The sequence below is a fragment of the Mesorhizobium hawassense genome, from assembly GCF_003289945.1.
In the GTDB taxonomy this organism is placed as follows: Bacteria; Pseudomonadota; Alphaproteobacteria; order Rhizobiales; family Rhizobiaceae; genus Mesorhizobium; species Mesorhizobium hawassense.
Window position 1 is genome coordinate 325,346 of sequence record NZ_QMBP01000002.1, and the last position, 12,140, is coordinate 337,485.

General features: G+C 63.5%; 12 protein-coding genes and 1 tRNA gene. 5 read left to right on the forward strand and 8 right to left on the reverse strand.

The window, feature by feature from the left end:
* Together DPM33_RS05765 and DPM33_RS05770 are read right to left on the reverse strand one after the other, a co-directional pair.
* On the reverse strand, positions 1 to 753 hold the full coding sequence (locus DPM33_RS05765) for a sulfite exporter TauE/SafE family protein (RefSeq protein ID WP_112096439.1): 753 nt from the start codon (positions 751 to 753) through the stop codon (positions 1 to 3).
* A 135-nt stretch (positions 754 to 888) separates the two neighbouring features.
* Positions 889 to 1,356 carry an Hsp20 family protein gene (locus DPM33_RS05770; protein ID WP_112096440.1) on the reverse strand — a complete coding sequence of 156 codons (468 nt, stop codon included), beginning with the start codon at positions 1,354 to 1,356 and terminating at the stop codon, positions 889 to 891.
* A 454-nt stretch (positions 1,357 to 1,810) separates the two neighbouring features.
* On the opposite strand from DPM33_RS05770, the gene DPM33_RS05775 reads away from it, so the two are divergent.
* On the forward strand, positions 1,811 to 2,764 hold the full coding sequence (locus DPM33_RS05775) for an alpha/beta fold hydrolase (RefSeq protein ID WP_112096441.1): 954 nt from the start codon (positions 1,811 to 1,813) through the stop codon (positions 2,762 to 2,764).
* A gap of 18 nt (positions 2,765 to 2,782) precedes the next feature.
* Here DPM33_RS05775 and hisN read toward each other — a convergent pair whose 3' ends face one another.
* Positions 2,783 to 3,556: a histidinol-phosphatase gene (gene hisN / locus DPM33_RS05780; RefSeq protein WP_112096442.1), complete on the reverse strand. Its 774-nt coding sequence runs from the start codon at positions 3,554 to 3,556 to the stop codon at positions 2,783 to 2,785.
* Here hisN and DPM33_RS35765 point away from each other — a divergent pair.
* Positions 3,518 to 3,721, forward strand: a complete 204-nt coding sequence (locus tag DPM33_RS35765; protein ID WP_146770209.1) for a hypothetical protein — start codon at positions 3,518 to 3,520, stop codon at positions 3,719 to 3,721. The two genes, hisN and DPM33_RS35765, sit on opposite strands and share 39 nt — an antisense overlap.
* A 195-nt stretch (positions 3,722 to 3,916) precedes the next feature.
* Here DPM33_RS35765 and DPM33_RS05785 read toward each other — a convergent pair whose 3' ends face one another.
* Entirely contained in the window at positions 3,917 to 4,873 is a 957-nt protein-coding gene (locus DPM33_RS05785; protein ID WP_112096443.1) for an N-formylglutamate amidohydrolase, read from the reverse strand.
* 149 nt (positions 4,874 to 5,022) lie between these two features.
* Between DPM33_RS05785 and cpdR the strand changes: the two genes are divergently transcribed.
* Together cpdR and DPM33_RS05795 are read left to right on the forward strand one after the other, a co-directional pair.
* The gene (gene cpdR, locus DPM33_RS05790) at positions 5,023 to 5,385 is read left to right on the forward strand and encodes a cell cycle two-component system response regulator CpdR (protein ID WP_006199474.1); all 363 of its coding nucleotides are present in this window, start codon (positions 5,023 to 5,025) and stop codon (positions 5,383 to 5,385) included.
* A gap of 127 nt (positions 5,386 to 5,512) precedes the next feature.
* Positions 5,513 to 5,587: transfer RNA gene (locus tag DPM33_RS05795), tRNA-Val, on the forward strand.
* A gap of 62 nt (positions 5,588 to 5,649) precedes the next feature.
* Here DPM33_RS05795 and DPM33_RS05800 read toward each other — a convergent pair.
* Complete coding sequence (locus tag DPM33_RS05800) at positions 5,650 to 5,943, reverse strand: DUF1330 domain-containing protein (RefSeq protein ID WP_112096444.1); 294 nt, start codon at positions 5,941 to 5,943, stop codon at positions 5,650 to 5,652.
* 281 nt (positions 5,944 to 6,224) lie between these two features.
* Here DPM33_RS05800 and DPM33_RS05805 point away from each other — a divergent pair, with 281 nt between their 5' ends.
* Complete coding sequence (locus DPM33_RS05805) at positions 6,225 to 8,498, forward strand: alginate lyase family protein (RefSeq protein ID WP_112096445.1); 2,274 nt, start codon at positions 6,225 to 6,227, stop codon at positions 8,496 to 8,498.
* Here the strand turns inward: DPM33_RS05805 and DPM33_RS05810 are convergent, their stop codons facing one another.
* The 3 genes from DPM33_RS05810 to gmd all read right to left on the reverse strand — a co-directional run bounded on the left by DPM33_RS05810 (position 8,499) and on the right by gmd (position 12,091).
* Entirely contained in the window at positions 8,499 to 9,959 is a 1,461-nt protein-coding gene (locus tag DPM33_RS05810; protein WP_245442016.1) for a hypothetical protein, read from the reverse strand.
* The gene (gene fcl / locus DPM33_RS05815) at positions 9,922 to 10,890 is read right to left on the reverse strand and encodes a GDP-L-fucose synthase (RefSeq protein ID WP_112096446.1); all 969 of its coding nucleotides are present in this window, start codon (positions 10,888 to 10,890) and stop codon (positions 9,922 to 9,924) included. Before fcl ends, DPM33_RS05810 begins: the two co-directional genes overlap by 38 nt.
* Before the next feature lie 112 nt (positions 10,891 to 11,002).
* On the reverse strand, positions 11,003 to 12,091 hold the full coding sequence (gene gmd / locus DPM33_RS05820) for a GDP-mannose 4,6-dehydratase (protein ID WP_112096447.1): 1,089 nt from the start codon (positions 12,089 to 12,091) through the stop codon (positions 11,003 to 11,005).
* Positions 12,092 to 12,140 lie beyond the last annotated feature (49 nt).

The following is a 12,140-nucleotide window of genomic DNA, read 5'->3' on the forward strand; positions in this document are numbered from 1 at the left end:
CTAGGCGAGCAAAGGCCGCAGCAAGAGCTCGACACCGAGCAGGATCAGAAAAATCAGAAACCAGCGACGGAAGGTCGCCGGACTGATCTTCTGGCGCAGCACCTGTCCCAGCCACATGCCGAGCAAGGCCGGCAGCACGGCAAGCGACGACATCGCCAGATGTCCAGCCTCGAAGGCACCATGCGAGGCAAGGCCCAGCGCCAGCGCGATCGTCGACACCGTGAAGGAAAGCCCGAGCGACTGGATGAGGTCGTCGCGGCTCAAGGCCAGCGCCTGGATGTAGGGCACGGCCGGCACCACGAACACGCCGGTGCAGCCGGTGACCAGGCCGGTGAGGAAGCCCACGACCGGCGACGACCAGCGCTCGGCGCGCGCCGGAACGGTCGGCTGCCGTGCCAAAAGGCTGTAGGCGGCATAGACGATCAACGCCGCGCCGAGGCCCGCCGTCGTCCATTTGACATTGTCGCTGGCGAGCAAACGGGCGCCGATGATCGTTCCCACCAGAATGCCGGCCATCATCAGCCACAGCCGGCGCAGGATCGCCGAGAAGCTAGGACCGGCGAAAAGCTGCCAGACATTGGTGACGAAGGACGGCACGATGAGCAGCGATGCCGCCATCACTGGCGGCATGATGGTGCCCAGCAATCCCATGGCCAGCGTCGGCAGGCCCATGCCGGTCACGCCCTTGACGATACCGGCGAGCAGGAAAGTGGTTGCGATCGTGGCTGTCAGCACCAGGGAGAAATCGGACATGGCCCTTCATGGCCCGCCGGTGCCTGCTTCAAAAGGGCCAGAAAGGCCCCTTGCCGATGGCACAATAAAAAAGCGGCGCCTTTCAGCGCCGCTTTCGTCTCGGGAGGGAGACTTGGGTCTTGGATGGAGCGCGGGTTACGCGGCGGCCTTGGCTTCGATCTGCTTGGCCTTGTCCGAAGACGAGGTGATCGCGATCTTGCGCGGCTTCAGCTCCTCCGGAATGTTGCGCTTGAGGTCGACGAAGAGCAGGCCGTTCTTCAGCGTGGCGCCTTCCACTTCGACATGGTCGGCAAGCTGGAAGCGGCGCTCGAAGGACCTCGCGGCGATGCCGCGGTAGAGCAGCTCGGAACCTTCGCCGTTGTTCTCTTCCTTACGTTCGCCCTTGACGGTCAGCACGTTGCGGTGGGCTTCGATCGAAATCTCGTCTTCCGAGAAGCCGGCAACGGCCATCGAGATGCGATAGGCATTCTCGCCGGTGCGCTCGATGTTGTAGGGCGGGTAGGTCTGAGCGGTCTCGGGCTGGCCGAGCGAGTCGAGCATGGTGAACAGCCGGTCGAAGCCGACGGTCGAGCGATAAAGCGGGGAAAAATCAACGTGACGCATAGAGTGTTCTCCTGTTGAGCAACATGGTTTGCGTATGACCCGGTGCGAAACCCTCGAAAGGCGTTTCGGAGGGGCCAGCGGCCCCGACAATCGGCGGCCGCAACCTTCATTTGGGAAGCCCAAAAACCCATTTCAAGGCTTTCGTCGCGGCCGCAATGCGGCCACGTTGATGAACGGTGGATGAATTCGGGCTTCGGCATTCGTTCAGCCAGCCGGCTTTAGGCTTTGGCCAACATGCAGACAAGCGGCGCCTCTTTTTCCGCGCCGCGTCGAGGCCGAACCGGGTGCAACGTCCCTTCCTCCCGGATCGACAGAGGCCGGAAGCGCGCCGCAGGCACTTCCGGCCTCCCCTTTGTGGGTTGCCACGTAAATCCCCGCAGCGCTTTGCTTTTGCCGCCTGCCCGTCTATCACCATGCCTACGCCTGCGGGTCACGATAACCGACGATGCGCTGAATGACGGATCTTTTCCATCACACCGAGGACAATCCCGCGCCGCAGAATGCCGCGGGCGGCTTCTTCACGACGCGTGACCGCAAGAAGATCCGCTACGGCGTGTTTACCGCCGTTACCCGTCCGCTGCAGGGCACGGTGGTTCTGCTGACCGGCCGCAACGAATGCATCGAGAAATATTTCGAGACCATCCGTAACCTCGCCGACCGCGGCTTCGGCGTCGCCATCCTCGACTGGCGCGGCCAGGGCGATTCCAGCCGCCTGCTGAAGAACCGCCAGCGCGGCTACGTTCGCAGCTTCCGCGACTATACGCGCGACCTCGAGCAATTCTTCGAGGAGATCGTGCTGCCCGACTGCCGCGGCCCCTACTACATTCTCGCCCACTCGACCGGAGCCGTGATCGCGCTGCTTGCCTCGCCGTCGATGGTCAACCGTGTGCGGCGCATGGTGCTGCTGACGCCCTTCCTCGCCGTGCCAGACCTGCCGGTGTCGATCAGCACGGTCCGGCGCGTTTGCGCGCTCTTCTGTGCGCTGGGTCTCGGCCGACTCTATGCCGCGCTAGGCCCGCGGCCGAAATCGCCGCCGCCTTTCGAGGTGAACAAGGTGACGTCGGACCCAGAACGCTACCGGCGCAATGTCGGGATCTATGAGGCCTGGCCGCAGCTCGCGCTTGGCGGCCCGACCATCCGCTGGCTGAAGGCGGCCGCCGCGGCCGCGGAAGCCGTCAGCGATCCCGACTTCATGGCAAGGGTTCAGGTGCCGATGCTGATCGTCGCCGCCGGCGCCGACCGGGTGGTCTCGACCAAGGCGGTGGAGGCCTATGCCAGGAAGCTGCGCGTCGGCTCGCTGTTGATGATCGACGGCGCCGAACACGAGATCCTGCAGGAGAGGGACATCTACCGCGAGCAGCTTCTCGCCGCCTTCGATGCCTTCATCCCAGGCACCGGCGACGCCTGATCGTCGCAGCCGCGCGGATCACCCGTGCAGCGCCGCCATCGCCGCCGCATGCAGCTCGGGGGTCGTCGCCGCCAGTATGTCGCCGCCCTTCTCCGCCGGCCCGCCGTCGAATGTGGTGATGACGCCGCCGGCCTTCTCGATGATCGGGATCAGCGCGACGATGTCGTAGGGCTTCAGCCCAGGATCGGCGACGATGTCGACGCTGCCCGCCGCCAGCATGGCGAAGGCGTAGCAGTCGGTGCCGTAGCGGGCGAGCTGGACCTTCGTCTCGAACTGATCGTAGCGTTTGCGCGCCTCGCCCTTGAACAAAGCCGGCGTGGTGGTGAACAGCGTCGCCTGGGAAAGCTCCGTCGTCCTGCGGGTCGCGAGCTTGCGCGGGCCGCCCGGTCCTTCGTAGTGCGAACCGGACGCGTTGGCATAAAACAGCTCGCCGGTGAAAGGTTGCGACATCATGCCGGCGACCGCCTCGCCATCGACGGTCAGCCCGACCAGCGTTCCCCAGACCGGGATGCCGGAAATGAAGGCGCGGGTGCCGTCGATCGGATCGATCACCCAGACATGCCGGCTGGAGATGTTTTCGCTGCCATGCTCTTCGCCGAGGATGCCGTGCTCGGGATATTCGGCGGAAATCAGCGCCCGGATCACGCGCTCGGCCTCGCGATCGGCCTCGGTGACCGGATCGAAGCTTCCCGCCTCCTTGTTGGTGACCGACGCCTGGCTGCGGAAGCGCGGCAAGGTCTCCGCGGCGGCGGCATGCGCGATGCGCCGCATGAAATCGATGCTGATATCCAAGTCGCTCTCCCCAATGCGGCGGCCCTTGCCGGCCGCTTTTTCTCGCAGGACAGGCGCGCTGAAAACCCTTCAGGCGCCCGTTTTCTGTTGCCCGAATGTCACATTCGAACCGCCGAAGCGGAATTTCCACATCATATTGAATTAAAAAAGCCCGATGTCGATTGACATTTGTGCGCCGCACAATAATTTCGTCATCGGACAGGTTTTCCTGTCCATGCCCTCCTTGGGCGTTTCCTCCCTAGACTTCGACCGTGTCGTGAAAACGATGCGGTCTTTTTTTCGAGCAATTCCAGGAAAAGCGTGAGACGGTTTTCCGTCCGGAATTGCGTTTACAAAGAACTCGGCGCGCCGACCGCGCCGTCATTCGGCCGCGAGCGGCAAATCGACGAAATGATGGTCTGGCATCGACATCAGATCTGCCGCGAAGCGGGTCAGGTCGTTAGCCAAGGCGTCGAAGCCGGCCGATTTCCGGAACGTCCGCTCGTCCATGTAAAGCCCGCGATTGACCTCGACCTGCAGCGCATGCAGATGCCGCGCCGGGCGACCGTAATGCTCGGTGATGAACCCGCCGGCATAGGGCTTGTTGTGGGCCACCGAATAGCCCATCCCGACAAGCAGGCTGATCGCCATTTCGGTGAGCGCCGGCGAGGCCGAAATGCCGAAGCGATCGCCGATGATGAAGTCGGGCCGCGCGCCATTGTCGCCGACGCGGATGCTGGCCGGCATCGAGTGGCAGTCGATCAGCACGGCATAGCCGAACCTGGCATGCGTCCTGGTCAGGAGCCGCTTCAGTGTCTCATGGTAAGGCTTATACACCGCTTCGATACGCCCCACGGCCTCGGAGAGCGGCAGGCGGCCAGGATAGATGTCGAGCCCTTCGCCGACCAGTTTCGGCACCGTGCCCAGCCCGCCGGCGACGCGCGCCGAGCGGATGTTGCAGAAGGACGGCACCGGTTCCGCGAACATGCGCGGATCGAGTTCCCAGGGCTCGCGGTTGACGTCGAGATAGGCGCGCGGAAAATTGGCCGCCAGCAGCGGCGCGCCGAGCGGCACGGCGCCGCCGAAGAGTTCCTCGACATAGCAATCCTCCGACCGGCGGATGGCGTTTCGGTCGAGCCGCGCCATCGCCAGGAAGCGCTCCGGATAGTGGCGGCCGCTATGCGGTGAATTGAAGAGGAAGGGAACGCGCTGTTCGGCGCCCGATCGGATTTCGAAGGGTGGAACGACCGAAAAATCCTCGGCTGCCGTCTTCAATTTGCACGAACCAGGAAACAGCACTGCGTCATGACGTAAAACTTGCCATCTTGCGTGCCGCATGTCCAGCATTTCAGGCGCGAAACCGCAGCATGAACCGAATGTGGGATGCCCTTCATTCACTTGATGTTTACCGACGCATCCTCATATACAGGATGGTTAACGGCCTTGCCCGGCGGCAGGCTTGGGGCGGGTGATTCGGACGGGACATGATGGCACGCATTCTGCTGGCGGAAGACGATGACGATATGCGCCGCTTCCTCGTCAAGGCGCTGGAGCGCGCCGGCTACCAGGTAAGCGATTTCGACAATGGCGCCAGTGCCTACGAGCGGCTGCGCGAGGAGCCTTTCTCGCTGCTCCTGACCGACATCGTCATGCCGGAAATGGACGGCATCGAGCTTGCCCGCCGCGCCACCGAGATCGATCCGGACCTCAAGGTGATGTTCATCACCGGTTTCGCCGCCGTGGCGCTCAACCCGGATTCCAAGGCGCCTAAGGACGCCAAGGTGCTGTCCAAGCCCTTCCACCTGCGCGATCTCGTCAACGAGGTCGAGAAGATGCTGCAGGCGGCCTGAGCCGCCTTCGACCTGCGTCGGGGCTTGCGTCGGCAAGCGCTTCGCCGATGCGACAAACGGAAGCCGTCTTTCCACATTCCCGCTATTGACGTGCCGGATCAAAAGTGGTGTATGCGCGGCTTCGGATGGGCGTGTAGCTCAGCGGGAGAGCACTGCATTGACATTGCAGGGGTCACAAGTTCAATCCTTGTCACGCCCACCATCCTTTCAATAACTCAGCAACCCGGTCTGACGCGGAATCTTCGGCAACACTGCCGATAGCCCCTACCCGAGATCCCCTTCGAACATCACGAGCACCCGATTCGACGCCTTGAGCGCAAGGCGCTTGGCTTCCTCGTAGGCTGGGTCGGCATAGCAGGCCTTGGCGATCTCGAGGGACGGAAACTCCACCAGGATCATGCGGCCGGCGTCGCGCGCCTCAACCAGCAGCGGCGGCTGCTTTGTCGCGTTGGTCCTTGCCTGGTATTTTTCGCCGATCGGCTTCCAGAGGCGGCCGTACTCGGCCTGCGCCTCCTGATCCGAAATCTCGGTTCCGACGATGAGCCAGTATCCCTTCACGCTGAAGCGCTCCTGTTGATTGCGGGCCTACACCATGAACTCGCCGCCGTTGATGTGCAACAAATGCCCGGTTAGGAACTGGCATGATCGCGTGAACCAAAGCCGAGGCTCGGCCGGGGCGCAAGCCGCTGTGGTCCGGGACCAATGGAACGGTGACACGGCCGGGATAACAGGCTACGCATGACCAAATTCGGGGATCGTCCAATTAGGAAAAAGATCCAGTTCTTCGGTCAGCCAGCCATTGCAAGCGGACCGCCATTTCCAGCCGCCGGCCTCGGCCCATGAGCGCTGGCCGCAAAAAGCGTCCGGTCTGGCTGCGCGTCTATCGTGAGCTCAAGCGGGCGGGCCAATATGCCGGCGCGCCGCTTGCCACCCTGGCCCGGATACGCGAACGGGCGGAAAACAAAGCCGCTCGCAATCGTCTGGTGCGACAACGCGTCGATGCCGCGCGCAAGGCCTACGAAGTGGCGCAATCCGAGCCGATGAAGGACAGCTTCATGCTCGTCCGCATCATCGGCAACGATCTGGAACCGCGCCACAGGAAAGGCCAGTCATACGACAATGTTCGGTTCATCCTGGACAACGAGCCGGCCTTCCTGGACTGCGAGAAAGTCTGGATCGTCAACCGCGTGGTCGACCCCGGCGAGGAAGCGCGCATCGTCGACCTGCTGCAAAGCCGTGGCCAAAGTTTTCATACGATCCCGTTCGAGCTCGGCGCCTATCGGCAAGTTCCCTGGAACACCGAAGGGCTGGCTGCGAACCAATCGAGGTTTACCAACGCCGACAACCGGCCGGGCGGTCGGAATGCTTCGCGTTACGAAACGCATCTGCGGCGGCACAAGAACCTCTATGCGATGAACAACAATGGCGCGCGCAACGCGGCGCTGGAATTTACCCGCGGGCGTGCCAAATGGCTGATGCCCTGGGACGGCAATTGCTATCTGACACAGACCGCCTTCCAGCAGATCCGGGCGGCGATCGAGCGGCATCCCTATTTCCGCTACGTCATCGTGCCGATGGCGCGCATCGTCGACAACGCGCTGCTCCTCGACGGGACATTCAGGCCGGAAACGAACGAAGAGCCGCAGATCATTTTCCGCGGCGATACGACCGAGCTGTTCGATGAAACATACGGCTACGGGCGCCGGCCGAAGATCGAAATGCTGTGGCGGCTCGGTGTCCCCGGACCATGGGACCGGTTCCGCGACGACGCATGGGATTTCCCGCGCCCTCGCCTTGCGGATGATGCCGGGCTTTTCCGGACTGCGGGCTGGGTTGCGCGCCTGGATTCAGGGCGTGCGCATCTGGAAATCGGCCGTGCCGGTTTCCGCGCCCGGCTGGGCAAGCGCGACGAGGCGATCGTCGGCATGCTCGACCGCTGCGACGCGAGCGCGATCGCCCAGAAACTCGATCCGGCGCGCCTGACCTATTACGACGAGGATCGGCTCGCCGCCGCGCGCCAGGGACAAGACCCGCGGGTCCAGCAGGAATTGCGCGCCTGCGCCGAGCAGGCGCTGCTGCGCGGTCCGTTCAGCGTCATGGACAAGAGCGGCCGTGCCCCGAGCGGCGATCCGCACGACTATTTCCACCCGGCTCCTTATTGGTGGCCGGATCCGCGCAAACCGGATGGCCTTCCTTTCATCCGGCGCGACGGCGAGCACGCTGCCGGCACCGCGTTATACGGCGAGGGCAGCGAGGCCTACGACCGAACACGCCTGCAACGGGTTCTCGACGACACCACCGTGCTTGCCCTGGCCGCGACCGTGCTTGGCGAGACACGCTACGCCAGCCATGCCGCGCTGCTTGTTCGGACATGGTTCGTGGACCCCGCGACCAGAATGAACCCGAACATGCGCTATGCGCAGGTGCGACAGGGGCGCGACGACAATGAAGGCCCGGGATACGGCATCCTCGAACTCGCGGATCTCTACTTCTTTCTCGACGCCGTCAGGTTGATCGGGCGAAGCGGAGTGCTGGACGAGCGGGACAGCCGGGCCTTCAGGGCCTGGCTCCGCTCCTATTGCGAGTGGCTGGAGACCGCGCCGGCCGCGATTTTCGAGTTCTACCGGCTCAACAACCACGGCGTTTTCTTCGACCTGCAGCGGGCGGCCATCGCGGCGTTCCTGGGTGACGGAGCGGCGCTCGCCAAGGCGGGGCTCTACGCCCGTGAAAGGATCGCCGACCAGATCGCCGCCGACGGACGCCTGCCTGAGGAACTGTCCCGCACCCGCCCGAGGCATTACGCCCTGTTTGCCCTGCAAGGCTGGACGGCACTGGCGCGAGTTCTCTCGTCAGTCGGCGACGATCTCTGGGCGTATCGGGCGAAGGATGGACAGGGGCTGGTCGAGGCTCTGCGCTGGGCGGCGGCACATGCCGATACGCTGGCCACGATCTCCGGCGAAACATTCGATGGGGAGCGCATCCAGCCCTTGCTGGACGATCTTGCGCGGCATACCGACGAAACCGTACCGGCGGTCGAACGACCGGGAGCAGCGAAACCGGTTTTCCACCCGGACTGCGCGATCCCGCCATTCTGGATCTGGCGGCGGGCCTGACTATCTCCCCCCGAGACCACGCAGCCAGGCGATGCGCCATCGTGCCTTGGCGATCAGGCCCGACTTCGGTCTCTTGCCTTGCAGAATGCGCTGCCTGACCTTCCTGACGATCGGATCGGCTGGAGCAGCATCGACGGCCCGACGCGCCATCGCCAGCGCCCTCTGCCGATCCGCCGTCGTTTGCTGGAGTATCCAGGCCGAACATGCCGCAGCATAGGGACAGCCTGCTTCGCCTGCGGCATGAAAGAACTCGAAATCCGCCGCGAACGGATATCTGCGGAACATCATCTCGCCGAGCAGTTGCATGATCGCCAGCGGGATTTTCGGTCGTTCCCGAAACTGCCGGCTCATTACGGATTTCAGCACGGCCTCGCCCGGAGCATGGTCGCGCTCGCGAAAACGGATCGACGCGATCTTCAGGGCATAGGCGTCGTTTTCCGGATCGAGCGCGTAGGCCTTTTCCAGGATCCCGCGCGCCTCGCCGGCCGGGACCTTGCCCTCCATCGCCAGGAACGCCGACTGGTAGCCGAAGGCCGCCTCGCGCGGATGATAATCCGCCTGGCGAGCGCCCAGTTCATCGAGGATGATCCCAGCGGCCCGCGGCGCGTCGAACAAGGCAGTTGTCCGCATGAGCGCCGCATCACCCATCAGCGATGCGATCTCGGCGAAGACGCTGCTTCCGGAATAGATTTGCCGGCAGCGCGCCGCCAGCGCCATCTCGAAGAACGACTTCAGCGTCTCGTCCGTAAACGTGTCGGCGCCGAGATCGCTGGTCAGCATCGCCCCGGTTTCTGACTTGAGATAGTCGAGTGTCGGACGGTGCTGTCCGATCAGCAGCGTCTTGAGGCCTCGCGAGGAAAGCTCCGAAACGATCGCTCGCACGAGCGTGGAAGGGATGACCTTGTCGGCGAAGACCAGGCTGGCGCGATGCTTGCCGTGCACGATGTCGCCGCTGCGCAGATGCAGTGCTGCCATCGGTCCAGATATTCGGCTCCGATCGGCGTCGGCAATCGCCTCCTTCACGGGCGCCGCATAGTCGAAGGCGCGCAACGTCTCCGCCCGCCTCGCCAGCTGTGGCGCCTCGCTTTGCAGGACGTCGATGTCGTCGCAAATCCACCCGCGCAGCTTCTTCTCTTTCGCCAGTTCGCCAAGGTCGCGTCCGGCGAGGGTAGCCAGGTCGAGCGTGCCGAAGTCGGACGCCTTGATGCTTTCGCCCAGCCAGTGCCTCTCGATGAAATCGGCTGAAAAAATCCTGTCGGCGACTTCGACGATATGGAATGCTTTGTCGGCCGCGCCCTTACGGTTCCAGGTGAAGCCGAAACGGTAGCCGAAGGTGTCGGCCAGCGCCTTGGCGTTCGCCATCGCCAGAAGGCGGCCGCCCAGCCCGTCGGTCCTGGTGGCCGCGATCAGCGTCGAGGCTGGATCAGACGGCGCCAAGACGGATATCGCCCTTCTCGACATGCTCGAGAAACCACGTATAGGTCTGCTCCAATCCATCGGGCAGCGCGTATTTCGGACGCCAGCCGGTTGCAAACAGCCGCGACACATCCATCAGCTTGCGCGGCGTTCCGTCCGGCTTCGTGGCATCGAAGGCGATCTCCGCGCTCAGGCCGACAACCGAGACGATGGTTCGGGCAAGCTCGGCGATCGTGACGTCCTCGCCGCTCCCGACATTGACGTGGCTGTCGCCGGAATAGGTCTTCAAAAGCCACACAAAAGCGTCGGCTGCGTCGTCGACATGCATGAACTCCCGCATCGGCTTGCCCGAGCCCCACACTTGCAGGTTTTTTTGACCGGCGCGCTTGGCCTCATGCGCCTTGCGCATCAGCGCCGGCACGACATGGCTGCTGTCGAGGTCGAAATTGTCGCCCTGACCGTAGAGATTGGTCGGCATGGCCGAGATGTAGTTGACGCCATGTTGCCGCCGGTAGGCCTGGCAGAGTTTCAATCCGGCGATCTTGGCGACGGCATACCATTCGTTGGTGGGTTCGAGCGGGCCGGTGAGCAGCGCGTCTTCCGGGATCGGCTGCGGCGCAAGTTTCGGATAGATGCAGGACGAGCCGAGGAACAGGAGTTTCTGCACCTCGCTGCGGAAGGCGGCCTCGATGACGTTGGTCTGCACGACGAGGTTCTCGTATAGAAAATCCACCGGAAAACTGTCATTGGCGAGGATACCGCCGACCTTGGCGGCCGCCATGACCACTGCGTCCGGCCGCCGGTCTTCCATCCAGCGGCGCACGCCGGCTTGGTCGAGAAGGTCCAGTTCGCTGCGCGCGACGGCCAGGATCTCGCAATCTTCACTTGCCAGACGGCGCACCAGCGCCGAGCCGACCATGCCGCGATGGCCGGCGACGAAGATCCGCTTTCCCTTGAGATCGAAGCTCTTGTCCATGGCGCGGGTCCGTAGAGCAATTCCAGAAAAGTGTATAACGGTTTTTCGTCCGGAATTGCGTAAAAACAAATACTTAGAGCAGTTCGACGTTTCCGTGAAACGATGGACTGCTCTATGTTGAACGACCTTTGCGCCACGCGACGCCGGCGGCGCGCGCAAGATCGGCCCGAACCATTTCCGCCACCAGGTCCCTGAAGCCGACCGTATGCGACCAGCCCAAGACATTTCTTGCCTTGGTGGCGTCGCCAATCAGCGTGCCCACTTCGGTCGGCCGGAAGTAGCGCGGATCGACCCGCACCAGCACGGCACCTGTCGCCGCATCGACGCCAATCTCGTCCGCGCCCTGGCCTTGCCAGCGAATGGTTCGCCCTGCCTCGGCGAAGGCGAGTTCCACGAATTCGCGTACCGAATGGGACTCGCCGGTCGCAAGCACGAAATCATCCGGCTCGCCGTGCTGCAGGATGCGCCACATACCCTCGACATAGTCGCGCGCATGGCCCCAGTCGCGATTGGCGTCGATGTTGCCGAGATAGAGCGTGTCCTGCAGGCCGTGATGGATCGCGGCGACGGCGCGCGTGATCTTTCGGGTGACGAAGGTTTCGCCGCGCGTCGGGCTTTCATGGTTGAACAGGATGCCGTTGGCGGCGAACATGCCGTAAGCCTGACGGTAGTTGACCGTGATCCAGTAGGCATAAAGCTTGGCCGCGGCGTAAGGCGAGCGCGGCCGGAACGGCGTGCTCTCGTTCTGCGGAGTCACGGCCACCTCGCCATAAAGCTCCGAGGTCGAAGCCTGGTAGAAGCGCACCGATTTCTCCAGGCCGAGAATGCGGATCGCTTCCAGAAGCCTCAGCGTCCCGAGCGCATCGGCACTGGCCGTGTATTCCGGCGTTTCGAAGCTCACCTGGACATGGCTTTGCGCGCCGAGATTGTAGATTTCGCTGGGCTGCGTCTCCTGCACGAGGCGGATCAGATTGGTCGCGTCGGTCAGATCGCCATGATGCAGGAAGAAGCGCGCACCGCTCTCATCCGGATCGACATAGATGTCGTCGACGCGCTCGGTGTTGAAGGAAGACGACCGGCGTTTGATGCCGTGGACGACATAGCCTTTGCCGAGCAGCAGTTCGGCCAGATAGGCCCCGTCCTGCCCGGTCACCCCGGTGATAAGGGCGACTTTGTCTGCCCGGGCGAGTTTCTCCGCCATTGCCGTCTTCGTCCACGCCTGTTTTCGGCAAGCGAATACGATTTGCCGG

What these genes read in the sequence shown, in the direction of transcription:
- DPM33_RS05765 (WP_112096439.1), bottom strand. Translation starts at nt 753, where the DNA reads ATGTCCGATTTCTCCCTGGTGCTGACAGCCACGATCGCAACCACTTTC.
- DPM33_RS05770 (WP_112096440.1), bottom strand. Translation starts at nt 1,356, where the DNA reads ATGCGTCACGTTGATTTTTCCCCGCTTTATCGCTCGACCGTCGGCTTC.
- DPM33_RS05775 (WP_112096441.1), top strand. Translation starts at nt 1,811, where the DNA reads ATGACGGATCTTTTCCATCACACCGAGGACAATCCCGCGCCGCAGAAT.
- DPM33_RS35765 (WP_146770209.1), top strand. Translation starts at nt 3,518, where the DNA reads ATGCGCGATGCGCCGCATGAAATCGATGCTGATATCCAAGTCGCTCTC.
- DPM33_RS05785 (WP_112096443.1), bottom strand. Translation starts at nt 4,873, where the DNA reads ATGCGGCACGCAAGATGGCAAGTTTTACGTCATGACGCAGTGCTGTTT.
- cpdR (WP_006199474.1), top strand. Translation starts at nt 5,023, where the DNA reads ATGGCACGCATTCTGCTGGCGGAAGACGATGACGATATGCGCCGCTTC.
- DPM33_RS05805 (WP_112096445.1), top strand. Translation starts at nt 6,225, where the DNA reads ATGAGCGCTGGCCGCAAAAAGCGTCCGGTCTGGCTGCGCGTCTATCGT.
- DPM33_RS05810 (WP_245442016.1), bottom strand. Translation starts at nt 9,959, where the DNA reads ATGTCGAGAAGGGCGATATCCGTCTTGGCGCCGTCTGATCCAGCCTCG.
- fcl (WP_112096446.1), bottom strand. Translation starts at nt 10,890, where the DNA reads ATGGACAAGAGCTTCGATCTCAAGGGAAAGCGGATCTTCGTCGCCGGC.
- gmd (WP_112096447.1), bottom strand. Translation starts at nt 12,091, where the DNA reads ATGGCGGAGAAACTCGCCCGGGCAGACAAAGTCGCCCTTATCACCGGG.